Source organism: Enterobacter sp. 200527-13, from assembly GCF_027924865.1.
GTDB classification, from domain to species: Bacteria; Pseudomonadota; Gammaproteobacteria; order Enterobacterales; family Enterobacteriaceae; genus Enterobacter; species Enterobacter ludwigii.
In genome coordinates this window covers 1,554,983-1,579,669 of sequence record NZ_BSCM01000001.1, presented here as the reverse complement: position 1 = coordinate 1,579,669, position 24,687 = coordinate 1,554,983, and the positions used below count along the sequence as shown (strand labels likewise).

22 protein-coding genes and 1 pseudogene are annotated in these 24,687 nt (G+C 54.1%); 16 read left to right on the top strand and 7 right to left on the bottom strand.

The features are described 5' to 3' along the window. Positions 1-6: 6 nt before the first annotated feature. From QMG44_RS07455 to QMG44_RS07445, 3 genes are read right to left on the bottom strand one after another with little or no spacing between them, the layout of a single operon-like run. Positions 7-1,539, bottom strand: a complete 1,533-nt coding sequence (locus QMG44_RS07455) for an ABC transporter substrate-binding protein (RefSeq protein ID WP_086532488.1) — start codon at positions 1,537-1,539, stop codon at positions 7-9. A gap of 15 nt (positions 1,540-1,554) precedes the next feature. After that, entirely contained in the window at positions 1,555-2,130 is a 576-nt protein-coding gene (ddpX, locus tag QMG44_RS07450) for a D-alanyl-D-alanine dipeptidase (RefSeq protein WP_014170160.1), read from the bottom strand. A 12-nt stretch (positions 2,131-2,142) separates the two neighbouring features. Further along, positions 2,143-2,997 carry a MurR/RpiR family transcriptional regulator gene (locus QMG44_RS07445; RefSeq protein WP_014170158.1) on the bottom strand — a complete coding sequence of 285 codons (855 nt, stop codon included), beginning with the start codon at positions 2,995-2,997 and terminating at the stop codon, positions 2,143-2,145. Between the two features lie 266 nt (positions 2,998-3,263). On the opposite strand from QMG44_RS07445, the gene QMG44_RS07440 reads away from it, so the two are divergent. From QMG44_RS07440 to QMG44_RS07405, 8 genes are all read left to right on the top strand, one after another. After that, positions 3,264-4,745, top strand: coding sequence for a carboxylesterase (locus tag QMG44_RS07440; RefSeq protein WP_151887474.1), 1,482 nt, complete (start codon positions 3,264-3,266; stop codon positions 4,743-4,745). 93 nt (positions 4,746-4,838) lie between these two features. After that, positions 4,839-6,050: a diguanylate phosphodiesterase gene (locus QMG44_RS07435; RefSeq protein ID WP_074439230.1), complete on the top strand. Its 1,212-nt coding sequence runs from the start codon at positions 4,839-4,841 to the stop codon at positions 6,048-6,050. Between the two features lie 89 nt (positions 6,051-6,139). Then, the gene (locus QMG44_RS07430; protein WP_086532490.1) at positions 6,140-7,045 is read left to right on the top strand and encodes an aminoimidazole riboside kinase; all 906 of its coding nucleotides are present in this window, start codon (positions 6,140-6,142) and stop codon (positions 7,043-7,045) included. A gap of 173 nt (positions 7,046-7,218) precedes the next feature. Next, positions 7,219-8,736 (top strand): carbohydrate porin, encoded by a 1,518-nt coding sequence (locus QMG44_RS07425; protein WP_014170154.1) that lies wholly within the window; start codon positions 7,219-7,221, stop codon positions 8,734-8,736. A 67-nt stretch (positions 8,737-8,803) separates the two neighbouring features. After that, a complete protein-coding gene (locus QMG44_RS07420; protein ID WP_014170153.1) occupies positions 8,804-10,174 on the top strand; it encodes a sucrose-specific PTS transporter subunit IIBC in 1,371 nt (456 codons plus the stop codon). Further along, positions 10,174-11,580, top strand: coding sequence for a sucrose-6-phosphate hydrolase (locus QMG44_RS07415; protein ID WP_086532491.1), 1,407 nt, complete (start codon positions 10,174-10,176; stop codon positions 11,578-11,580). Before QMG44_RS07420 ends, QMG44_RS07415 begins: the two co-directional genes overlap by 1 nt. 28 nt (positions 11,581-11,608) lie before the next feature. Continuing rightward, positions 11,609-12,625 (top strand): LacI family DNA-binding transcriptional regulator, encoded by a 1,017-nt coding sequence (locus QMG44_RS07410; protein ID WP_086532492.1) that lies wholly within the window; start codon positions 11,609-11,611, stop codon positions 12,623-12,625. A gap of 97 nt (positions 12,626-12,722) precedes the next feature. Continuing rightward, complete coding sequence (locus QMG44_RS07405) at positions 12,723-14,273, top strand: methyl-accepting chemotaxis protein (protein WP_086532493.1); 1,551 nt, start codon at positions 12,723-12,725, stop codon at positions 14,271-14,273. A 221-nt stretch (positions 14,274-14,494) separates the two neighbouring features. On the opposite strand, the gene QMG44_RS07400 is transcribed toward QMG44_RS07405, so the two are convergent. Beyond that, entirely contained in the window at positions 14,495-14,665 is a 171-nt protein-coding gene (locus tag QMG44_RS07400; protein WP_165764045.1) for a hypothetical protein, read from the bottom strand. Positions 14,666-14,840: 175 nt separating this feature from the next. Here QMG44_RS07400 and QMG44_RS07395 point away from each other — a divergent pair, with 175 nt between their 5' ends. Then, a complete protein-coding gene (locus tag QMG44_RS07395) occupies positions 14,841-15,629 on the top strand; it encodes a hypothetical protein (RefSeq protein ID WP_281853012.1) in 789 nt (262 codons plus the stop codon). Here QMG44_RS07395 and QMG44_RS07390 read toward each other — a convergent pair. Beyond that, positions 15,606-17,090 (bottom strand): SIR2 family protein, encoded by a 1,485-nt coding sequence (locus QMG44_RS07390; RefSeq protein WP_232937365.1) that lies wholly within the window; start codon positions 17,088-17,090, stop codon positions 15,606-15,608. The two genes, QMG44_RS07395 and QMG44_RS07390, sit on opposite strands and share 24 nt — an antisense overlap. 255 nt (positions 17,091-17,345) lie before the next feature. Here QMG44_RS07390 and QMG44_RS07385 point away from each other — a divergent pair. The 7 genes and pseudogenes from QMG44_RS07385 to dsbG all read left to right on the top strand — a co-directional run. Beyond that, positions 17,346-17,828 (top strand): annotated as a pseudogene (locus QMG44_RS07385) (phage baseplate assembly protein V); the annotation flags it as partial. A gap of 221 nt (positions 17,829-18,049) precedes the next feature. Continuing rightward, positions 18,050-18,469, top strand: a complete 420-nt coding sequence (locus QMG44_RS07380) for a hypothetical protein (RefSeq protein ID WP_014170113.1) — start codon at positions 18,050-18,052, stop codon at positions 18,467-18,469. 5 nt (positions 18,470-18,474) lie between these two features. Next, a complete protein-coding gene (locus tag QMG44_RS07375; protein ID WP_172425432.1) occupies positions 18,475-19,032 on the top strand; it encodes an RNA polymerase sigma factor in 558 nt (185 codons plus the stop codon). A gap of 87 nt (positions 19,033-19,119) precedes the next feature. Next, positions 19,120-19,491, top strand: coding sequence for a hypothetical protein (locus tag QMG44_RS07370; RefSeq protein WP_086532496.1), 372 nt, complete (start codon positions 19,120-19,122; stop codon positions 19,489-19,491). Positions 19,492-19,538: 47 nt separating this feature from the next. After that, the gene (locus QMG44_RS07365) at positions 19,539-21,572 is read left to right on the top strand and encodes a protein-disulfide reductase DsbD (RefSeq protein ID WP_086532497.1); all 2,034 of its coding nucleotides are present in this window, start codon (positions 19,539-19,541) and stop codon (positions 21,570-21,572) included. Between the two features lie 7 nt (positions 21,573-21,579). After that, the gene (locus QMG44_RS07360; RefSeq protein WP_014170108.1) at positions 21,580-22,191 is read left to right on the top strand and encodes a DsbA family protein; all 612 of its coding nucleotides are present in this window, start codon (positions 21,580-21,582) and stop codon (positions 22,189-22,191) included. Between the two features lie 43 nt (positions 22,192-22,234). Beyond that, positions 22,235-22,993, top strand: a complete 759-nt coding sequence (gene dsbG / locus QMG44_RS07355) for a thiol:disulfide interchange protein DsbG (protein ID WP_032678179.1) — start codon at positions 22,235-22,237, stop codon at positions 22,991-22,993. Positions 22,994-23,040: 47 nt separating this feature from the next. On the opposite strand, the gene QMG44_RS07350 is transcribed toward dsbG, so the two are convergent. Continuing rightward, positions 23,041-24,333, bottom strand: a complete 1,293-nt coding sequence (locus tag QMG44_RS07350; RefSeq protein WP_014170106.1) for a glycoside hydrolase family 10 protein — start codon at positions 24,331-24,333, stop codon at positions 23,041-23,043. A gap of 7 nt (positions 24,334-24,340) precedes the next feature. Further along, positions 24,341-24,628, bottom strand: coding sequence for a VF530 family DNA-binding protein (locus tag QMG44_RS07345; RefSeq protein ID WP_014170105.1), 288 nt, complete (start codon positions 24,626-24,628; stop codon positions 24,341-24,343). Positions 24,629-24,687 lie beyond the last annotated feature (59 nt).

Below are 24,687 nucleotides of genomic sequence, written 5' to 3'. Positions count from 1 at the left end.
GAACCGTTATTTACTCATGGTGGCAATGTTAAAGACCTGCTCCAGCATTGGATTAAAGGTGAAGCCTTTCACCTCTTTGTTCATCGCCAGCTGGTAGTTCTTCTGGAACAGATACACGTAGGCCGCCTCGTCGATCACCACCTTCTGCGCCTGCTGGTAATCATGGGTACGCTCCGCCTGATCGGTGGTTTTCAGGGCCGCCTTCAGCAGGGCGTCGACCTCTTTGTTCTCGTAAAACGAGCGGTTACCCGGCAACCCTTTTTTGTCCGACTCAAACCAGTAGTTCATGAACATGTACGGGTCGGCAAAGTCCGGGCTCCAGTTGCCAATGGCGATGTCATAGTCACCTTTCCCGACACGATCGCGCATGGTGGCGTTAGCCAGTTTTTCCAGCTTCACGTTGATGCCGATCTTGCCGAGGCTCGCCTGCGTGGACAGGGCGATCGGCTCCCAGTTGGGGTCGTTGTCTGAATAGAGGAATGTCAGGCTTGTCGGCTTGTCTTTGACTTTCTCCAGCGCGGCTTTGGCTTTGGCCTCGTCAAAGCTGTACTGCATTGCCGTGGCGTCAAACCCCCACATGCCGTCCGGTATCGGGCCGCGCATCTGTTTACCATTGCCGCTCAGGATGCCTTTCACCATCCCCTGATAATCCGTTGCCCAGGAGACGGCCCGACGTAAATCCACCTGATTGAGCGGGGCTTTGCTGTTATTCAGATAAAGATAGGTCACGCGCAGGGACGGATATTCCGCCACCGCCACTTTGCCTTCTTGCTTAAGGGCTGAAAGCTGATCGACGGGCAGTGAATCGGCGATATCCAGATCGCCACGGGAAAGCTGCAGACGGCGTGAAGCGCTTTCACCAATAATTTTCACCGAAACGCGCTTGAAGTGCGGCTTCTCACCCGCCCAGTGTGGATTCGGAACGAGCACCAGCTGCTGACCTTTCTGCCAGCTTTTCAGCATGAATGGCCCGGACCCGGCGGTGTTTTGCGCTAAATAACCGCGTGCATCATCGGCAGCGTTCGCCTTTAACACCGCCGGGTTAACGATCGACGCACCGTCGTTGGCCAGGGTGTAGAGGAACGGGGCAAACGGCTGGCTGAGGGTGAATTTCACCGTGTGCGGATCGACCGCATCAATTTTGAGATCTTTCGGGAACGCTTCAGACGGCCCCTGGCTAAGCTTCAGCAGACGTTCAAAGGAGAGTTTTACCGCCTCGGCAGTAACCGGCGTGCCATCGGCGAATTTCGCGTTATCGGTAAGGGTAAAGGTCCACTCTTTCTGATCCGCTGACGCCTTCCAGCCCGTTGACAGGTCGCCCTCCACCTCGGTGGAGCCTGGCTTGTACTTCACCAGACGCTGATAGGCGGGGTAGGTCACCGTCCAGTCGTTGTTATCAATGGTCACCGCCGGGTCGAGCGTTTGCGGGTCGGCCGCTTTCCCGATCACCAGCATATCTTTCGGGACGGCAGCCAGCGCAACCGGGGCGCTGAGTGCCAGCGAGGCGGCGATCAGGTTAGTAAGAAGCGTTGTTTTCATGGCAGTGCTCCAGTTTTAAAGAGGGGTGTGCGTCAACGGGAAACAGGCAAAACGATCGTCAAGCAGGGGATAGCTGGCCGCGTTCGGCAGCTCGAAGTGCCACCATTCGCTGCTGATCCCCACAAAGCCGCCACCGGACATGATGGCGTTAAGCAGCAGGCGATTGCGCTGCGCGTGCGGCGGCACGGACGGGTGCCAGGCATGCGAGCGGTCGTGCATTTCGTCAAAACCGGCCCCCATATCCAGCACGGTATTCTGTTCGTCCATCAGCGTAACGTCGATGGCCGTCCCGCGGCTGTGATTGGAACCAATCGCCACATCAACCACGTATTCCGGGTTCGGGCAGGCATCCCACAACTGAGCCTGCGCTTCCTGCGGGCGATAAGCGTCGTAGACCACCAGCTTCAGCCCGGCCAGTGCGGCGATGCTGATGGCTTTCGCCAGCGCGGTGGCCGCATCGGTATGCAGCAGGCACAGCGCCTCCTGATAAATCGGACGACCCGTGATGTTGTCGGCTGTGGCGTATTTCAGATCGATATGCAGCGCAGGGAAGGTCTTCGCCACATCAATCAGTTCACTCTCTGGGGGCATAGCTCCGCTCCTTTAGCGTTCGAATTGACCAAACTCTTGTTGTAATTGCCGGTTTACCGCCAGCCGCGGTGGAAGGGCATCACCCAGCGCTTCCACGACACCTGACAGCAGCAGGTTGAACAGACAGCTCACAGGTGCCAGCGAATCCCAGAAATGGCCGGTTTCGGTTTTCACCTGCAGTAAATCAAGCGGGTAATCCCGCGCCCACGGGCACCAGATATCGGTGATCAGGGCCAGCGAAATACCTTTTTCGCTCGCGACCCGACAGTACTGCCGCGCAATGGTGGAATAGGTGCGGGTATCGGTCAGCACCACGTAGGGGTGGGCGAAACCGGAGTTCAGGGATTCAACCCAGCTGCCGGACGCGCCTTCGGCGTAGCTGACGCGCGGTCGAAGGTACTCAAGATGACTGAAGAAGGCGTTGGCTATCCCACGTGTCGACTGGATCCCCAGCACAAAAACCGCATCCGCGTGGGCAAGCTGATGAACCACCTGGCGGAATGCGTCGGTGTGCGCCAGCTGATAAACCTGAGTGATGGCATCCACCTCCAGCGACAGAGAGTGCTGAAGGCGGTTGGGCAGAGGGGACTGCTGCTGCCAGGAGTCCAGCCGCTCGTTCATACCCCAGGGTTGATGCGGGTCGCGCAGGCTCTTTTTGGCATCTTCCAGATTGCGGTAGCCGAGTTTTCGCAGAAAGCGTCCCACGGTAATGCCGCTGGTGCCGGTCGCCAGACCCACGCTTTCAGCCGTTTCAAACGGGATCTGTGCGGCATGCGCCAGCAACCAGCTCGCCACCCGCTTCTCGCTGGGAGTCAGCTGGCTGAAAGTGGCTTCAATACGGCTCAACACCTCGGGTTTCGTCGTCATACCGCCTCGCTGTTAACAGGCTGTCAGTCGTCAGGTTTGTGTTATTTGATTAACAATGCATGACGCGTGCCATGTCCACATCGCGACGGGACGCCGCTGTGCTGCAAACTTCATGCAATATTTAGTTAACCAATGATCAACATTTGTGCAGCGTAGTTCACTTTTGGTGCACTGGCTGAGCGGGGAGGTATGAATTTCGTGAATACGTCAGCGTCTTCACATTTTTGATAAGATAGAGACAACGTAAATATGAAAGGGATCCCGGCATGGCGAACTTGCCCTGGCGTATCAGCGTGCGCCTGATGGCGCTCGCAAAGAAAATGGCGATGATCGCAGGAGTGGTACTGATCGTCCTGCTCGCGGTTCGGGTTTATCTCTCGCAGCAGGGGCCGGAACTGCATCTCTGGCATACCTGGCGGGCAGATGAGATGTCCGTACGCGAGATCGATAAGGCGAATTTTGCCCAGTATGTCGCCCGGGAAAACGCCATTTTCACCGATCTGGATAACGCGGTAACGCGCAAAACCCAGGGTGAGGAACGCACGCCGTTAAACCGCTACTACCGTCAGAGCCTGGTTTGGCCCGGTAAATTTTCACCCGATGCTAACCGCTCCTTTGTGCTGATGCCCGCCGGAACGCCACGCGGCGCGGTGGTGTTGCTGCACGGGCTAACAGATTCGCCTTACAGCGTCCGGCATCTTGCCCGTGATTATCAGCAGCACGGTTTTGTGGCGGTGGTCCCACGCCTGCCCGGACACGGCACCGCGCCCGGCGCGCTGACGGACGTTGACTGGGAGAGGTGGCTGGCAGCGACGCGCCTTGCCGTGCGTGAAGCCACGCGGCTGGCGGGAGACAATGTTCCCCTGCATCTGGTGGGTTACTCCAACGGTGGGGCGCTGGCGATGAAATATGCCCTTGATGCGCTGGACACGCCTGCGCTTCGCAAACCGCAACAGCTCATTCTGCTCTCGCCAATGATTGGCGTCACGGCGTTCGCCCGGTTTGCAGGATTGGCCGGATTGCCGGCGATGTTACCGCCGTTTGCCAAAGCGGCATGGTTAAACATCTCGCCGGAATATAACCCGTATAAATACAATTCCTTCCCGGTCAATGCGGCGCGCCAGTCATGGCTCTTGACCCAGGCCCTGCAGGAGCAAATGGGGCGGGATGCCCGGGAGCACAGACTGGACCAGCTGCCACCGGTACTCGCATTCCAGTCGGTGATGGATTCAACGGTCAGCACCCGCGCCGTGGTCACTGGCTTATTTGACCTGCTTCCGGCGAACGGCAGCGAGCTGGTTGTATTTGATATCAATCAGGCCGCCAGCTTCCGTCCTCTCTTTAAACCGTCGTCGTGGGCGGCGACCTCTGAGTTACTGCCTGTGGCGAAAAGACGTTACGGTGTCACGATTATTACCAATGCCAGCGCGGACAGTTTCGCCGCGGTGGCGAAAATAACCCCTGCGGGAGGCACCGATGAGACCGCGGTACCGCTGGCGATGTCCTGGCCGCAGGAGGTCTATTCACTGTCGCATGTCGCCGTGCCGTTCCCGCCTGATGACGATCTTTATGGCCGACATCCTGCGGAGAAAAACCGGTATGGCATTAGCCTCGGCACGATTGCGCTGTGGGGGGAAACCTCCGTGCTGAGCGTAGGTAAAGACGCGTTAATGCGGGTGACGTCGAACCCGTTTTATGCCTACATGCAGGAGAGGATTGACAGACGCATCGGGGATGAGAAAAAGTAGCCTCTCCCGCAAGGGGTTAATCTGTTAGGTCGCGCAGATGAAGTATGTTAAACAGTAATGTCCAACGCATACCTCTTATCGGAACACGTTTTTGTGCTGACTACTCTTATTTACCGCAGCCAGTTGAATTTATCCTGCCGATCCGCCGAACTCCAGACGCTGGTTGAACAGGCCAGGACGCGCAATGCCGGGTTGAATATTACCGGCGTTCTTCTTTCAAAAGGAGATGATGTCCTGCAACTCCTCGAAGGCTCGGAAGAGAGTGTGGTTAGGTTGTTTCAGAAGATCCGTGAGGATAAGCGGCATAGCGGCGTGGTTGAGCTTATGCGGGATTACGGCCCCCGCAGACGTTTTGAGAATGTCGGTATGCTGCTGTTTGACCTGCAGAACCAGTCGCCGAAAGACGTTCTGCAGTCGGTACTGCACTACAGCAAACTGGACAGTTATCTGACATCTGATGATCGGGTGTTCAAATTTATTCAGACGTTTATTACCGGCAAACGACCGGCCCCGTCGGGGGCGCGTTTTGCCCCGGAGAAATGGACGCTCTCGCCTGAGAAATCGCCGTTTGGCGAGAGTCTGGGTCTGCTGGACAAACAAACCTGCCAGTTCGCCCTCCAGCCCATCGTCGAACCGCTGGAAGGGAAAATCAGTTCGCTTGAAGCCCTTATCCGCGGTAATGACGGGGGAAGCCCGGAGCATTTTTTCAGCCGCCTCGATCAGGACAAAATCTATGAAGTCGATCTCCAGACCAAGGCCTGGGCTTTTGCGCTGGCCGACAAACTGGGGATCGGGAGCCATAAAATCGCGGTAAATCTTCTCCCGATGTCGCTGGTGAAAGTGCCTGGCGCCGTGGAGTTTCTGGTAGAACAGATTAAACAACATGGGCTTCAGCCGGAGCAGGTGGTCATTGAAGTGACCGAAAACGAGATGATTTCCGGGTTCAATAAGTTCAATAGCGCCATTAAACACCTGCGTGCTGAAGGTATTGGCCTGGCGATCGATGATTTCGGTTCCGGTTACGCCGGGCTTTCATTGCTGACCCGATTCCAGCCGGATAAAATTAAAATTGACCGCGAAATTGTCAGCAATATTCATCTCAGTGGGCCAAAACAGGCGATTGTGCGCTCGATAGTCAGCTGCTGCACCGACCTTGAAATCACCCTGGTGGCGGAAGGCATCGAGAAGCTGGAAGAGTGGTGCTGGCTTGAATCTGCCGGGATCCGACGTTTTCAGGGCTTTCTGTTTGCCCGTCCAGCGCTGAATGGCGTAGGTGATATTAGCTGGCCACACCTGGTGCGTTAAGCCAATTTTCCTTCCGTATTATTTCCCCTTCGTCCTGCCTGTGCTTAAATAGCTAAAACGGTTTAACATTGTTTAGCTGAGAGGATCACATGCAAAAAATCTGGGTACTTGGCGATGCGGTAGTGGATTTATTACCGGAGGGAGAAGGCCGGTTGCTGCAATGCCCCGGCGGCGCGCCGGCGAACGTGGCGGTCGGTATTGCCCGTCTGGGCGGGAAAAGCGCCTTTATCGGCAGGGTCGGCGACGATCCTTTCGGTCGCTTTATGCATAAAACGCTGGCTGACGAGCAGGTTGACGTAAAGTGGATGCGCCTCGACCCGGCACACCGCACGTCAACCGTGGTCGTGGATCTGGACGAACAGGGCGAACGCTCTTTCACCTTTATGGTTCGCCCGAGCGCCGATCTGTTTCTGGCATCAGCCGACCTGCCGCCCTTTAGCGCAGGAGAGTGGCTGCATGTTTGTTCCATTGCCCTGAGCGCTGAACCGAGCCGTTCTGCAACGTTTCAGGCCATGAACGCGGTCAGGGAAGCGGGGGGTTATGTCAGTTTCGACCCCAATATTCGCCCGGATCTCTGGCCGGATGAGGACGACCTGCGCCGCTGCCTCGAACAGGCGCTGCAATGCGCTGACGTCGTCAAACTCTCCGTCGAAGAACTGGCTTTTTTAACCGCCGACCTTGGGGTCACGGAAGGGCTGGCCGCGCTGATGCGCCGCTGTCCGGCCCGGCTGGTGCTGGTCACTCAGGGCAAAGATGGGGTCATCGCCTGGCATGACGGAACGATGAAGCATTATCCGGCAACCCCCGTTGAATGCGTGGACACCACCGGCGCAGGTGATGCCTTCGTGGCGGGACTGCTTTATGGACTGGCTTTCGCTGGAAGTATCGACAGCCACGATCTTCCACGCGTGATCGCATTAGCCCAGCGCTGCGGCGCGTTAGCCACCACGGCTAAAGGGGCGATGACCGCGCTGCCTTATCACCCGCAACTGTAATTCCTCCCGCAACGGGCCGTCCGTCGGCGGCCTGAATTGTCGCCTCGATCACACTTACTAAATCGGTTTAGCAAAAAAGATTGCCGATCCAAAATTGGCAGGTTTAGTATCATCAACCTAAACCGGTTTAGCAATTTAGCACTTTCAATGACTTCTTTTAGGGATGCGACAAAATGTATAAAAAACGCAGACTTGCCGTGATGATAGGCATGCTGGCCGGGAGTACCTCTGTTTTTGCCCAAACGGATATGACGAGTATCGAAGCGCGTCTTGCTGCTCTGGAGCAGCGTCTTCAGGCTGCGGAAACCCGCGCGCAGGTTGCGGAGAAACGCGCCACCGACGCAGAACAAAAAACGCAGCAGTTGGTGACTGCCCAGCAGCAGGCGCAAACAACAACCCAGCAAGTGGCGCAGCGTACCGCCGCACTGGAGAAGAAAGCCGATCAGAGCAGTGGGTTTGAGTTTCATGGCTATGCCCGTTCTGGCCTGCTGATGAACGATGCGGCGTCGAGCAGTAAAAGCGGCCCTTATCTGACGCCAGCCGGGGAAACCGGTGGCGCGGTCGGGCGTCTGGGGAATGAAGCCGATACCTACGTTGAGCTGAATGTGGAACACAAACAGACCCTGGATAACGGGGCGACCACGCGCTTCAAGGCCATGCTGGCGGATGGTCAGAAAACCTATAACGACTGGTCCGCTGACACCAGCGATCTCAATATTCGTCAGGCGTTTGCTGAACTGGGCAATCTGCCTGATTTTACCGGCGCGCTGAAGGGCAGTACCTTCTGGGCCGGTAAACGCTTCGACCGCGATAACTTTGATATTCACTGGCTGGACTCCGATGTGGTGTTCCTGGCCGGTACCGGTGGTGGCGTGTATGACGTGAAATGGAATGAATCGCTGCGCAGCAACTTCTCTCTTTACGGGCGTAACTTCGGCAGCGAAGAGCAAATCGACAATAACGTTCAAAACTACATCCTTAGCATGAACCACTTCGCCGGGCCGTTCCAGCTGATGGTGAGCGGCCTGCGGGCAAAAGACAACGACGACCGCAAAGACAGCAATGGCGATCTGATAAAAACCGACGCCGCCAACAATGGCGTCCATGCCCTGGTCGGATTGCACAATGAAAGTTTCTACGGCCTGCGTGAAGGTTCAGCCAAAACGGCGCTGCTGTACGGCCACGGGCTGGGGGCAGAGGTGAAGAGCATCGGTTCCGATGGCGCATTGCTCTCTGAAGCCGATACCTGGCGATTTGCAAGTTACGGTGTCACGCCTCTAGGTGGCGGCTGGCATATCGCGCCTGCCGTTCTGGCCCAGAGCAGTAAAGACCGCTATGTCAAAGGCGACAGCTATGAGTGGGTCACGCTCAATACCCGCCTGATTAAAGAGGTCACGCAGAATTTCGCCCTGGCGTTTGAGGGCAGCTATCAGTACATGGATTTAAATCCGGAAGGGTATAAAGACCGAAACGCCGTCAACGGAAGTTTCTACAAGCTGACCTTTGCCCCAACGTTAAAAGCGGGCAAGATCGGCGATTTCTTCAGCCGTCCTGAGTTGCGTCTGTTCGCCACCTGGATGGACTGGAGCAGCAAACTGGATAATTACGCCAGCGATGATGCCTTTGGCAGCAGCGGTTTCAACGCCGGCGGGGAATGGAACTTTGGGGTACAGATGGAAACCTGGTTTTAACCTTTTACGCTCCCGCAGTGCGGGAGCGTTTCTCACATCATAAAAATACAGTCAGGCAGAGGTATCTATGGATTTTGATAATATCGCCCGCGCGCTCATTCCGCTGCTCGGTGGCAAAGAGAACATCGCCAGTGCGGCGCACTGCGCAACGCGTCTTCGACTGGTGCTGGTCGACGACACGCTTGCCGATCAACAAGCCATCGGCAAGGTTGATGGCGTTAAAGGCTGTTTTCGCAACGCCGGGCAGATGCAGGTGATTTTTGGTACGGGGGTGGTTAATAAGGTCTACGCCGCGTTTATCCAGGCGGCAGGGATTAGCGAATCCAGCAAGTCCGAAGCGGCCGACATGGCGGCACGCAAGCTGAACCCGTTCCAGCGCATTGCCCGACTGCTCTCAAACATCTTTGTGCCGATCATTCCTGCGATTGTGGCCTCCGGTTTACTGATGGGCCTGCTCGGGATGGTCAAAACCTACGGCTGGGTCAATGCCGATAACGCGCTCTATATCATGCTGGATATGTGCAGCTCAGCGGCATTTATCATTCTGCCGATCCTGATTGGCTTCACGGCCGCGCGTGAATTTGGCGGTAACCCTTATCTGGGGGCGACCCTCGGCGGCATTCTGACGCACCCGGCGCTGACAAACGCCTGGGGCGTGGCGTCTGGCTTCCACACCATGAACTTCTTCGGCCTTGAGATTGCCATGATTGGCTATCAGGGAACGGTGTTCCCGGTGCTGCTGGCCGTCTGGTTTATGAGTATCGTGGAGAAAAACCTGCGCCGTATTATTCCGGATGCGTTAGATCTGATCCTGACGCCGTTCCTCACCGTTATTCTCTCCGGCTTTATTGCCTTGCTGATCATTGGCCCGGCCGGGCGTGCGTTAGGGGATGGCATCTCCTTTGTTCTGAGCACCCTGATCGCCCATGCGGGCTGGCTGGCCGGGCTGTTATTTGGCGGGCTTTACTCGGTTATCGTTATCACCGGTATTCACCACAGTTTCCATGCCATTGAAGCCGGGTTGCTGGGGAATCCGTCGATTGGCGTTAACTTCCTGCTGCCTATCTGGGCGATGGCCAACGTGGCGCAGGGGGGAGCCTGTCTGGCGGTCTGGTTTAAAACCAAAGACGCAAAAATTAAAGCCATTACGTTACCGTCCGCGTTTTCGGCCATGCTGGGTATTACCGAAGCGGCAATATTTGGTATCAACCTGCGTTTCGTGAAACCGTTTATCGCCGCGCTGATTGGCGGTGCGGCAGGCGGGGCGTGGGTGGTCTCGGTACATGTTTATATGACCGCCGTCGGGCTGACTGCCATCCCGGGCATGGCGATCGTGCAGGCAAGTTCGCTGCTCAACTATATTATCGGCATGGTGATTGCCTTCGGCGTGGCGTTTACCGTCTCGCTGCTGCTGAAATATAAAACGGATTCTGAATAATGACGTTACCTTCCCGCTGGCCTGCAATCCTGCAGGCCGTCATGAAAGGCCAGCCGCGTGCGTACGCCGACAGCCATTATCCGCAATGGCATCCGGCACCGGTGACGGGGCTGATGAACGATCCTAACGGGTTTATCTGGTTTGCCGGGCGTTACCACCTGTTCTATCAGTGGAATCCGCTGGATTGCGACCATCGCTATAAGTGCTGGGGACACTGGAGCTCCGCAGACCTGGTGCACTGGCAGCATGAACCGATGGCGCTGATGCCCGATGAGGAGTATGACCGCAACGGCTGCTATTCCGGCAGCGCCGTCGATAACAACGGTGTCCTGACGTTGTGTTATACCGGCAACGTGAAATTTGATGATGGCAGCCGCACCGCCTGGCAGTGCCTTGCCACGCAACAGGCTGACGGTACGTTCAAAAAACTCGGTCCGGTTCTTGCGCTGCCGGAAGGCTACACCGGCCACGTGCGTGACCCAAAAGTGTGGCAGCACGACGGGGTGTGGTACATGGTACTGGGGTCGCAGGATCTGCAAAAACGCGGCAAGGTGCTGCTGTTCACATCTGCCGATTTGCACCACTGGGCGTCTTGCGGAGAGATTGCCGGTCATGGCGTGAACGGCCTGACCGAGGCGGGATACATGTGGGAGTGCCCGGACCTGTTTGCCCTCGACGGGACACACGTACTGATCTGCTGCCCGCAGGGGCTGGCGCGCGAACCGCATCGCTATCTCAATACTTATCCGGCCACGTGGATGAGCGGGGCGTTCGACCATACCCGCGCTTCGTTTGAACATGGCGAGTTGCACGAGCTGGACGCCGGTTTCGAGTTCTACGCTCCCCAAACCACGGTGGCGGAAGACGGACGGCGGATCCTGATCGGCTGGATGGGCGTGCCGGACGGAGAAGAGATGCTTCAGCCCACACGGGCGCAAGGGTGGATACATCAGATGACCTGTCCGCGAGAATTACACTTCCGTGACGGCAAACTGTGGCAGACGCCGGTGCGCGAACTGCACGCACTGCGCGAAGAGGAATGTCGCTGGCAGGGTAACGCCAGCGATGCCCCGGCTCTTGATGCGACGCGCCTTGAGTTCGAGCTCACCTCATCTTCAGTAACCGTGGATTTCGCCGGTGCGTTGCGCCTTATCGTCGAGGACAGCGGGTTGCGTCTGGAACGCGCCAGCCTGAAAACCGGGGAGACATTGACCCGTTACTGGCGGGGCGACGTTCATCATTTACGCGTTCTGTGTGACAGCTCCAGCGTTGAAATTTTCATCAATCATGGCGAAGGGGTGATGAGCAGCCGCTATTTTCCTGACCATCCGGCACGGGTGCGATTCGAAGGTGGGTCCGACATCACATTACGCTACTGGTCGCTGCGCGGCTGCATGGTAGAATAGGGGTTTTGGCAGCCGGATCTAAGTCGTTGTGAGAAAAACAAAACGCGTCACAATTAAAGACATCGCGGAACTGGCGGGGGTTTCAAAAGCCACCGCCAGCCTGGTACTGAACGGGCGCAGCAAAGAGCTTCGCGTGGCGGAAGAGACGCGTGAGCGCGTGCTGGCGATTGCGAAAGAGCATCACTACCAGCCCAGCATTCACGCGCGCTCGCTGCGTGATAACCGTAGCCACACCATCGGTCTGGTGGTGCCGGAGATCACTAACTACGGCTTTGCGGTGTTTTCTCACGAACTGGAGACGCTGTGCCGTGAGGCGGGCGTTCAACTGCTCATCTCCTGCAGTGATGAAAACCCGGGGCAGGAGACGGTGGTGGTTAATAACATGGTGGCGCGTCAGGTGGACGGGCTGATTGTGGCCTCCAGTATGCTCAATGATGCCGACTACCAGAAGCTGAGCGAACAGCTGCCGGTCGTCCTTTTTGACCGCCATATGAACGACAGCACATTGCCGCTGGTGATCACCGATTCCATTACCCCGACAGCGAAACTGGTGGCCGACATTGCGCGCCAGCATCCTGATGAAATTTACTTCCTTGGCGGGCAGCCGCGGCTTTCCCCGACGCGCGATCGTCTGGAAGGGTTTAAGCAAGGGCTGCAAGAGGCCAATGTGGCGCTGCGCCCGGAGTGGATCATTCACGGAAACTATCACCCGAGCTCCGGCTACGAGATGTTCGCCGAGCTGTGCGCCCGCCTGGGACGCCCGCCAAAAGCCTTGTTCACTGCCGCTTGTGGTCTGCTGGAAGGGGTATTGCGCTATATGGGGCAGCATAACCTGATGCAAAGTGATATCCGGTTAGCCAGCTTTGACGATCACTACCTTTACGACTCGCTCACCATTCCGGTTGATACCATTCGCCAGGATAACCGCCAGCTGGCGTGGCACTGCTTTGATCTGATTGGCAAACTGATCGACGGCGAAACGCCACAACCGTTACAGCGAAAACTGGATGCCACCCTGCTGCGGCGCTATAAAGCGAAAGCATAGCCCTGGCTGCTGAAGGGAAACGTTAATAACTTTAATTAATTTAAGTTTTGGATCGGCCGATAACGATAGGGAATGTTTATTCTTGAGGTATCGGTCCATGTCGTTAAAAAAATCATCCCTGATTGTCCTTTTTGCTCTGCTTTTCTTCTTTGTCGTCAGCACCATTACCAGCGTTGGCCTCATCATTAAAAGTAATAATTCCCTGGATAATGTGAACAAAGAAATCCAGGTTGTGCTGTCGATCATTGACCCCATCAACCACAGCCGTACCTTGCGCGTCAGGGTGATGGAGTACGTGAAGATGGTGGAAGCGGGGAACTCGGCTGATGAGTCAGCGAAACTTTCCGCAGTTAAAGAGGCCCTCACAAAAGCGGATCACGCCTTTGCGGCGTTTATGGCGTCTCCGCGCCTGTCGGATGAAGCGCCGCTGGTGAGCGCGTATCAGGATGCCTGGCAAAACTACCGTAACCAGGGGCTGGCACCGTTGATTGACGCCGCTGCTGCGCACGATGTCGCGAAGTTTAATGCGCTTATCCCGGAGGTGTCCCGCCTCGACCGTCAGTATGAAATCGTTCTCGACCAGGTCCTTGCCGTTCACCAGAAATATGCCAAAACCCTGAACGAGGATGCGAGCAGTAATTTCATCTCCGGTCTGGCGATCATTGCGGCGATTGCTTTCCTGTTTGTTATCGTGATTGTTGCCGTCAGCCTGCTGATGAAGCGCTTTGTTTTCGCGCCGGTCAACCTGGCACGCGAGCACTGCAGCCAGATTGCCGCCGGTAAACTGGACATTCCAGTGCCGGTAAAAGGCACCTCCGGCAATGAAATCGATCACCTGATGGGCTCAATGGAGCAGATGCGCCAGGCGCTTCTGTCGACTATCGCTCAGGTGCGTGACGCGAGCCATACCGTCACCCACGCCGCGCAGGAAATTGCTTCCGGGAATATCGATCTGGCTTCACGCACCGAGCAGCAAGCCTCCGCGTTAACCCAGACGGCGGCCAGCATGGAAGAGCTGAGCGCGACCGTGGCGAATAACACCGATAACGTTCACCAGGCAGGAAAACTGGTGCAGGACGCGGTGAACAATGCGCACACCGGTGAGGCCGTGACCCGCGAAGTGATCGAAACGATGAATACCATAGCGGCGAACTCTAAGCGCATCGAGGACATCACCAGCGTCATCAACAGCATTGCTTTCCAGACCAATATTCTGGCGCTCAACGCCGCGGTTGAAGCAGCACGCGCCGGCACACAAGGACGCGGCTTCGCCGTGGTTGCCAGTGAAGTGCGCACCCTTGCGCAGAAAAGCGCGGTTGCCGCGAAAGACATTGAAAGCCTGATTGCCCAGTCGGTTTCCAGCGTCAAAAACGGCGCGGAGCTGGTGAACCGTTCAGGCGAGGTCATTGATTCTATTATCAGCTCCGTGAATAAAGTGAATACGTTGATGGAGCAGATCTCCGTGGCCTCTGAAGAGCAGAGCCGTGGGATCAGCCAGGTCGGACAGGCGGTGACGGAGATGGATGGCGTGACCCAGCAGAACGCCGCGCTGGTTCAGCAGTCCGCCGCAGCCGCCGCTTCCCTGGAAGAGCAGGCGCAGCAGCTCTCAAGGAGTATTTCGAGCTTTAGTTTGCCGGTGCAGGCTTGATTGATAATGAGAGGCTCCTGAGGGAGCCTTTTTAATGTCTGACGTAAATGGAAATCTGCGGAAGCACTCCTACGAGGGAAAGCGTGGGGGCATTTACGGCCAGCATTTGGACTCCGAGCTGGTACAAATTACCTGAGTAGCCGAGTGACGCATTGTTCCACAGTTTTTGGTTGTTGAGCCTTTGACTTTAAAAAGCGGCATGGCCGTGCCTCGGAGTCCTGTCAATACAGTTGTTTATCTCTTTGAAAATGCTCCTGCAGCGGCGACAGTTCATTACGCACGAACACTCGCGCCACCTTCTCAATATCACCCATTGAGCCGATATTCTCGAGCTTGCCGCCCATGAGCTGGAACGGCACGCGGTGCGCGTCGAGCAGGTCGGCGGCGCTCACATTCTATGGATTGAAAAAATAATTCAAAAAGGAATGATTTGATACTACATTTTAAATGCGCATATATTTTTATGTTGTGATTAAAAATAGTGGCTTTGACATTTTTAGTGAGCATCTTTTTTGCTTGGTTTCAGTCAGTGTGGCGTTTTAAAGTTCGCAGGAGGGGGGTAAATTAATGTTGGCTAATTTAGAACGCATGAAGAAGGCAATAACCGAATGGGCGATAAAAGATAGTCTATTACATGATGCAACGTTTTACTCCCATGCGGAATGGCTTTTACGTGGAGAGGATATGCATGACGATGCTCTATTAGTTTTAACTATTGATTCTAGCGGGTTATATCACCTGCTTAATTATGGATGTGATACCGAGGAGTTTGAGGATCTGGTTGAATCGTTCGGTTTTTATTATGAAATGGGCTATGCTTGGAGTCTGGGGTTTTATCCTTTGGAAGGTTATGATTATTCGAGGTTGTCAGGTAGTTATACTCAGAAGTTAAAGGATATTCGATGGAAGAATAAGTCAGCTCTAGTGAAGCGCAGAGCTCAAGAACATTGCCAAGACTGCGGTATGAAAAGCGTTTTGGAAGCACACCACTGCTATTATACAAATATGCGTGAAGGCTATGAACCGTGGGAATATCCGCTGAGTGCATTTAGGGCGCTATGTAGATCCTGTCATGAGAAAAGACCTGTGCCTGAAATCAGAATTAGGGCTTTTCTAGCTCAATTAACACAACAACAATTAACGGAATTAATTGATGGGCTTGATAGCGCATTTAATCGTTTTGAAACGGATTCATTCTTAGCCTTTTTGCAAAAGGTTTCTTTCCATGACCATTTGCTCGATTCTGCAATTAAGTTATTGAAAAAAACACTGATATATATGATTAGTGTAATTATGCGTTTAAGGCTTGTTCACAGCCTTAAACGCATTTTATTAATTGGCAAGGAAGTCGTATAGGCAGAGTAATTGACGATACCCAGTGTTAACATTATGTGAGTTTGCTAGTAAATAATTTTTTAGTTGTTCAATATCTATATTGTTGTCAAAAATACAGCATGTGATAGTTCCTGCGACTTTCCATGCGGGTGTTTGGCTTATGATTTCGTCGATTGACTTAAAGTCAGAGCGGCAAACAGCGCGAGATCTTTCAATCTGGCTGACAATTTTATCTAGTTGTCTATCTTTGGCTGCTGGAATGTTTTCTAACTCAGGGCAAATAGAGCTAAATGCATAAAATGGGAAGTGCTCGTGGTTACCTATTGTTTGCTTATTAAGTAGGGAGATAAGTTGAGAATTGGCTTCTTCTACTATCTTGAAGTAATTTTGAAGCATTTCAGATTTTGTTTGATATACATATTGGACTGTCCTTTCAGAGCCAACAGCGATAACCATTTCCTCGTTTCTTAACTCGTCAAGGTTTTCAGTAATTTTTACTTTTATCTCTCCACCACTTTTTATCGTATTCCAAACTTTTTGTACTTTTCTAATGTCCATTGCAGATACAGGTAGAACTAAATTTGATATTGCTTCATACACAGCTTTGTAGTTATCTGTTTTTATTTTGTTGATTCTAATAATAGATAAACCTTCAATGTTAATGTCGTGCTCGGATATTATCGTGGAGAAATTATTTTCTTCATACTCAACCAAAAGAAAATTATCCTTTATGCGTTTGGCAAGAACGGTATTTAGATCAACATAAGAGAAAATAGTTTGCAAAAGATATTTGATGTTTTTGTCACTTATGCTATATCCAATGAATATTATTGGGTTGTGTATGAAAATTGAAAGTAATTGAGCTCTTATTAACTCATATTTATTGTCAAAATTTTTATAGTCGTCGAGGGTGATGATTATATTGTTCGGATCGCTAACACATCCATGAATTTTGTAGACTGAGCCATAAGGGTTGCTTAATAATATGTTATTGCCAATTAAAGGGATGAAGTCGAAAATATTCTCAATAAGTTGGTCATAATTTGTTGTGATAACGGAGCCAATGTTTTTCCTTGTTTTAATAAGGGCGTTAACTTCCTCTTTCATATGTTCTTTGATTTTAAGCTCTTTTAATATTGATGTTAGATAGATTTTAAATCGACTGAGCTTTTTCCCCTGCTTCATGTTTTCGTAGAAAATATCATTAATGGTTTCAAATTTACCATTGCGATCTAAAGCCAGTGTTTGATTAAAAATATCCTCAAGCTTGGTGGCTAAAAGGTCATATCTATATTCATCACCTTCTAGGCTGTCAGCTTTCAGGTCGTAGTAAAATTCGGGGTTTCCAGTTAAGTCTACCGCGGCCTTCATTAATAAATCATCCCAACTATAAGAGTTTTCTAGGTAGCGGAGACTAAAACCAGTGCCGATAAATAGGACAGGGTGGTTTTTATATTGACTTACGAAATCCTTAATTTCCATGATAACCCTCAATATGAATTACTTATAATCCAATGTAATCAAATAGCAGTCAGAATTACCAATAATCTTTCAAAAATTGATTGGTATTGATTGGTGTATCTCATAGTGAAGATTGATTTTAACCCTAAACAGTAAAGGTGTTGCAAGTTTTCTTAGAACTATTCAATTCAATACTCGGGATTGATGACGGTTGTCACAACGCCCACAAAACACCGTTCCATTGCCGCTGGACTTGCTCGGCGGCATCCTTTGCGTATGAATAATCTAAATTCTCTGCAGGAAATCGCACGTACGATCCGCAACCTAATCCGCACCGGCATCGTGACCGACGTCAACCACGACGAGGGATTGTGTCGCGTTCAGACCGGCGGCATTGAAACTACCTGGCTAAACTGGCTTACCTCTCGCGCCGGTCGTTCCCGCATGTGGTGGGCTCCCTCGGTAGGTGAGCAGGTGTTATTGCTGGCCATCGGCGGTGAACTCGATACCGCTTTTGTGCTGCAGGGCATTTTCTCTGATGACCATCCCGCACCCTCGTCCTCACCCGATACGTTTCATGTGTGCTTTCCTGATGGCGCTGTCATCGAGTATGAACCCGAAAACGGCGCGCTCACCGTGTCAGGCATCAAAACCGCCGACGTCACCGCGTCAGATTCCATTACGGCGACCGTGTCGGTGGCACTGGTGAAAGCCTCGACCCGCACACCCGAGGTGGTATGCACCAACAAGCTGACCACCGTCTGCGCATTCAGCAGACCTTAGAGGGGCTAATTAGTTAAACGAATGTTTCGTATGAGATGATGTCCGGGAGGCGACGCATAGCGCCCACCCGTCGCGAGCGATATGCGTTAAAATCCGTAAGCACAAAAAATTTTATATTCTCCCCAGCAATATTTCCCCGCTTCATCCGTCTACCTCATCACAAGCCATAATCAATCACTGTAAATGAGGTAAACACCATGAGAGATTTCGATATGCACGGAAGAGGGCACGGACGCGGGTTTGGCCGCCACCGTATGGGTAAAGGGCTGGTGATAGGCGCGGTAATCGTCCTTGTACTGGGACTGGTGGTCATGACCCTGTGGAATGCCTTACTCCCGGCCATTCTTGGCGTGAAAGCCATCGGTTTCTGGCAGGCGCTGGGGATTCTGGTATTAAGCCGGATCCTGTTCGGTGGGCTGGGCTTCCGTCCGGGAATGTTCGGCGCGCACCGTCGTATGCACGAACGCTGGATGAACATGACCCCCGAACAGCGTGAGGCGTTTATTCAGCAGCGTCGCGAAGGCTTTGGTCGCCATGGTCGCGGGCACTGCGGCTGGCACGGTCATCGCGAAGATAAACGCGACGACAGCGCGCCGAAAACGCCGGAAGCAGAGTGAGCGAGATGAAAACCGGGCTGGCGGGAGAGTCATTGCTGATGTCGGCGCTTAATGCCTGCCGCGCCCGGCTGAAAGCCTTTATCCGCGGACGAACGTCCGTGCGCGATGATGCCGACGATATTTTGCAGGAAGTCACCTATCAGCTGATGAAAGTGGAGCAGCCGGTCGAAAACGTCGCCGCCTGGCTGTTTCGCGCGGCGCGTAATGAGATGACCGACCGGGCGCGAAAAAAACGTGAGGTCTCTCTTTCAGGATATTTTACCGGGGATGATGAGGACTTCCCCGAAGATGAACTGGCGGAAACCCTGTTCGGTGTCCCGCATACGCCGGAGGAGGAGTACCTCAAAACGCTGCTGTGGGAAGAACTGGGCCAGGCGCTGTCTGAACTTCCGCCGCCTCAGCGCGAGGTTTTTGAAAAAACGGAGCTCCAGGGCTACAGCATTAAAATGCTGGCAGAGGAAACCGGGGCCAGCGAGCAGGCGCTGTTATCGCGTAAGCACAAGGCGGTGCTTTTCCTGCGCACGCGACTGCGGGACGTCTATGATGCGCTGACCGGTGACTAATGCCGACAGACAAAACCTTACATTGTCAGGACTTGTAGATTCATCACTATCGTTTATGATCGGGGCGTCTGGTAAATTTGGAACGTTATGCGCAACCGTCAGCTTCTGGGAAAATGCCTTTTGATAATCACGTGTCTGGCGATGGCTATTTGCCTGGTGCAGCGTGCGGTTTATCTCAACCATTTTTTGCAGGGACTGGATCCGCAAACGACCCTGATTGCTGATGCCCCGGTTCAAACCAGCGACGCTGAGCCGTCCGGGCCATCGCCGTGTCAGTTAGGCGCGCACTCGCTGCTTTGTGCTCAGCCTCTGTTCTTTGATGGTGCGCTACCGGCGATTATCATCTTCTTCGCGCTACTTCAGTTGCTTACGCAAGGGCGGGCATGCATTCCGAGAGAACAGCCCGTTCAGGCACCGCCTCCCCGAATACACCTCAAAAACTGCGTTTTCCGTGAATGAAAAGCATCGTCACCACACGATAATTTTCACTATTCACGGAGTAAAACATGTTTAACCTCTTCAGGGGATTCGTCTTCCTGTGGCTGTCCTGCATCGGCATTGTCCATGCGGCGGATACAGGCTGGCTGGTTTCCCCGCAAAACGATCATGCCCGGATCCGCGTTCAGGCGGAAAGGGAGCAAAACCGCATCCTCGCGCTGCTCACCGTTGAGCTGCAGCCAGGCTGGAAAACCTACTGGCGTTCACCCGGCGAGGGCGGTGTAGCCCCGAAAATCACCTGGCCTGCTGGCGTAACGGATGACTGGCACTGGCCGGTGCCTTCGCGCTTTGATATCTCCGGGATGACTACCCAGGGCTATCACGATAAGGTCATCATCCCCATCACCCTCGACGGTGCGGCAGGGGATGCGCTCGACGGGACGCTTACCCTTTCCACGTGCAGTAATGTCTGTCTGCTGACGGACTATAAGCTGCACCTTGATTTTAACCAGCCGGTGGATGAGGGATTCAGCCACGCGTTTGAACGCGCGATGCAGGCCATTCCCGCGACATCTGGCGTGTCCGCAGACCTGTCAGCCTGGTTATCAGACGACAAGCTGATCATTACGGGAACCACACAAGGCCAATGGGACAAGCCAGGGATCTATTTTGACCCGCTGGAAGGCGACATTCTTCCCGGTGAACCGACCCTCAAAGCCGACGGCAACCAGCTTCGGGTAACGGTGCCCGTGACCGATGAGTGGGGAGATAAACCCACTTCACTGCAGGGAAAAGCGCTGTCGTTTGTGCTCACCAATGGCGATAAAGCGCAGCAAACCGTGATGATCGTCGGGGCAACGCCCGCGGAACCGTCAGCGGCGGGCGTGTCTGAGGGAACCGGCAAAATGGTGCTCTTTGCGCTACTGGGCGGCTTGATCCTGAACCTGATGCCTTGCGTGCTGCCGGTGATGGGCATGAAGCTCAACAGCGTGCTCCATGCGGGCTCAGACAGACGGATGATCAGGCTCCGTTTTCTGGCAACCAGTGCCGGGATCCTGGTCTCCTTTATGCTGCTGGCCGCAATGGTAACCGCGCTTAAGCTGACCGGTGCCTCGCTGGGCTGGGGTATTCAGTTCCAGAATCCGTGGTTTATTGGCCTGATGGTCGCGGTGACCTTCCTCTTTGCACTCAATCTGTTCGGGGCGTTTGAGATGCTGCTGCCTTCTGCCGCCGCAGGACGGCTGGCAACGGCAGGGGGAACGGGGCTTGCCGGCAGTTTCTGCGAAGGGATGTTTGCCACGCTGCTGGCCACACCATGTTCTGCGCCGTTCCTCGGCACGGCGGTGGCCTTTGCCCTTGGCGCACCGCTGCATTCCCTGTGGCTTATCTTCCTGATGCTCGGCGTGGGGATGAGTTTGCCTTGGTTGTTCGTTGCGCTGGTTCCAAAAACCGCCATGCTGCTGCCAAAACCCGGTCGCTGGATGAACGGCCTGAAGATTATTCTTGGCCTGATGATGCTGGCTTCCAGCCTGTGGCTGGTGACGTTGCTTATCCCGCATCTGGGTGAGGCGGTGAGCCAGAGCGTGATGTTAGTGCTTATCGTCGTCGCTATCGCACTGCTTGCGATGACCGGGCAGAAAACCTCGCCGTTGTTCTGGTGCGTGGTGATCGCGCTGTCAGCCTTTGGCGGGTACCAGCTGCGCGGGTTGCTTACCTCACCGCCTGTAACAAACACCGCAAGCGTCGCTCAGGCAATCCCGTGGCAACCGCTAAGTGAAGACGCTATTCAGGGTGCCCTTGCGCAGGGCAAACGGGTCTTCGTGGATATCTCCGCGGACTGGTGTGTCACCTGCAAGGTAAATGAGCATCGGGTGTTGAACCAGCCTGACGTTATTGCCGCGCTTAGCCAGCCGGACGTGGTGGCGCTGCGTGGCGACTGGAGCAAGCCGTCAGCGTTTATCGCCGAATTCCTTGAAAAGCGAAACCGTTACGCCATCCCGTTTAATGAGGTGTACGGCCCGGGCTTCCCTGAGGGGGAGATGCTTTCGCCGCTGCTGGATAAAGACACGCTTATTGCCACCCTGAACAACGCTAAAGGCTAAATGTATTATGAAAAGAATCCTTATTACGCTTCTGCTACTGTTGACCTCAGCGCAGGTGATGGCGGCGCAGACCATGACGCCGGAACAGGAGCAACGTGCACAGAAGATGGTTTATGACTTTCTGTTTAACGACCCGGACTCGCCGCGCATTGGCGCTAAGGATCCGAAGCTCACCCTGGTGGTCTTTACGGATTACAACTGCCCGTACTGCAAGAAATTCGATCCTTACCTGGAAAAGATCGTCGAAAAACACCCGGATGTGGCGGTGGTATTTAAGTTTTTGCCTTTCCGGTCGGAAAGTTCACTGACCTCAGCACGCGATGCCTTAACCGTCTGGCGCGCGCATCCTGAGCAATTTATGAAATTTAACCATACCCTGATGGCCAAAAAGGGATATCACGATGACGCCAGCATTCAGGAGGCGCAAAAACGGGCCGGGGTGAACGTCACAACGCCTGATGATGAGAGCCTGGTGACGATCAAACGCAGCCTGATCATCGCCGAAAAGATGGGTATCCAGGGAACACCGGCCACGCTGATTGGCGACGGGTTACTCCCGGGCTGGGTTCCTTTTGAACAGTTCGATGAAATGGTCAGTGACGCACTGAAAAATCGTTAACGTGAAGGGGGCGGTTCGCCCCCCAATAATCCCGGAGCGGAAAATGAAAAAATTACTGTTACTGTCGGTGCTGGCAACGTCAGGGCTGGCGCAGGCCGCTGAAGCGATACCGGATGTGGTGAAGCTCTTCAGCGAGCAGCAGAATATCAAAATCATTAAGAAAATTGATGCACCAGGGGGCGCGCCGGCCTGGCTGGGGCAGTATCAGGATATGGGCGTTACGCTGTTTTTAACCCCTGACGGCAAGCACGTAATTTCTGGCTATCTGTACGATGAAAAAGGAAAAAACCTGAGTGAAGGCTATTTCCAGAAAGAGATCTACGCCCCGATGGGACGCGAAATGTGGAAGCAACTGAACGCGGCGCATCCCCTGAAAGAGGGGGCGGATAACGCTCCGCGCAAAGTCTTCGTCTTTGCCGATCCGTTCTGCCCGTACTGTAAGCAATTCTGGTCCGAGGCGCAGCCTTGGGTGAAGGCGGGCAAGGTGCAGCTTAATACGCTGCTGGTGGCGTTTCTCAACCCCAACAGTGGGCGTAATGCCTCCGCTATCCTGAATGCGAAAGATCCCGTTTCGGCCTGGCGTGATTACGAGCTTTCAGGCGGGAAAAAATTGCCAAAACCGCAGGGCACTGCATCCCGTGAAACCGTCGACATACTGCAAAAACACCAGACGTTAATGGACAACCTGGGCGCGAACGCTACGCCCGCCATTTATTATCTGAATGCCGATAATGAGCTTCAACAGGTGGTCGGCATGCCGGATGAGAAACAGCTTGAGGCGATGTTTGGGCCGAAGCCGTAGTAAAAAAAACAGGCAGAAACAGGGTGTTTCTGCCTGATGTTGACCGGTCAGCTACCCCAGCGTCCGCGCAGGTAGCTGACGGCTTCCTGCGTCTGCGGCTGGTTAAGATAATCTTCGCGGAACAGGATCGTGCCATTCACGTTGGGCAGTGAATCGTTGAGATCGAGCTGTTTTTTCAGCTCCGGCACGCCGCCCTGAACCGTCCAGTCCGGTTCATTTTTCGACGGTTCGCCTACCTTGTAGAACGCAATGCCGATATACAGGCGGGTATGCGTCGGTTTCACCACCTCTGCCCACCATTTCGTCAGCACGTCATAGCGCGCCGCATCCCGGGAGAAAGGCCAGTAAATTTGTGGCGCGATATAGTCCAGCAGGCCCTGCTGCACCCACTGACGCGTGTCGGCATAGGATTCATCGTAGGCTGCGGCACCGCGCGTGTCTGAGCCTGCCGGGTCGAATGAGCGGTTACGCCATACGCCAGCCGGGCTGACACCAAACTCCACGCCAGGCTTCGTCTGCTTAATGGCCCGGGAAACCTGCACAATCAGCTGCTGCGTATTGTGGCGGCGCCAGTCTGCTTTAGAGGCAAAGCCCTGACCGTATTGTCTGAAAGTCTGCGCGTCATTGAGCGCGGATCCCGGTGATTCGGTATAGAAATAGTCGTCAAACTGCACGCCATCAATGGGATAGTGCGCAACCACTTCGGTGACCACCTGCGTTATCCAGTCACGCACTTGCGGAATGCCGGGGTCGAGCACAAAACGATCGCCGGCAATACGAATCCATTCCGGGTGCTGGACATAAACGCTGGAAGGGTGCAATGACGACGTGCGGTTCAGCGCGGCAATGGTCGACGGTTTGGTATTGGTTGAAACGCGGTAAGGGTTGAACCAGGCATGGACTTTCATGCCGCGTTTGTGCGCTTCATCGAGCATAAACTGCAGCGGATCGTAGCCCGGGTACTCGCCGATATTGCCGGTGAGCATATCTGACCACGGCAGAATTTTAGACGACCAGAGCGCCGTGCTGTCCGGTTTGACCTGGAAAAACACGGTATTAATACCGAGGTGCTTAAGCTTGTCGAGCTTGTTCGTCAGGGCCTGTTTTTGCATCGCGATACGGTCTTGCGCATCGCGACCATTCACTGAGGCCACCGGGGGCCAGTCCAGGCGTGAGACGGTTGCCAGCCAGATCCCACGCATCGGCTCGTTAGCCTGCTGGGTCGGTTTGCTCGCGGTCGGGAGAGGCGTTACCAGTGATTTTGGTGGTTTTGAGGAGCAACTAACAAGTAAAAGTGCGCAGGCAGTCAGCGCACCAATCCGTTTTACATGTCGCGTCATTTGCGTTTTAGCTCTTGGTTATCCGACTGTTAGCCCAGGGGTTAAAGGCGGGTTCGTCCGGTTCTGCGATCCCCTCATCATTCAGGGAATCAAGATACAGGGCTTCAACTTCTGCGCGAGCCCAGGGTGTGCGGCGCAGAAATTTCAGGCTCGATTTAACGCTTGGGTCTTTTCTGAAACAGTTAATTTTGATTCGATCGCCCAACTCACTCCAGCCATATCGCGCAACCAGGGCATTGACCTGCATCTCCAGCGTTACGCCATGTAAAGGGTCTTTAGAAAGGTGTGCAGTCATAAGCGTCCGGATGTCTCAGTTCTTGTGGGGTTGGGGTTAACGACGAAAGGGTACAAGAA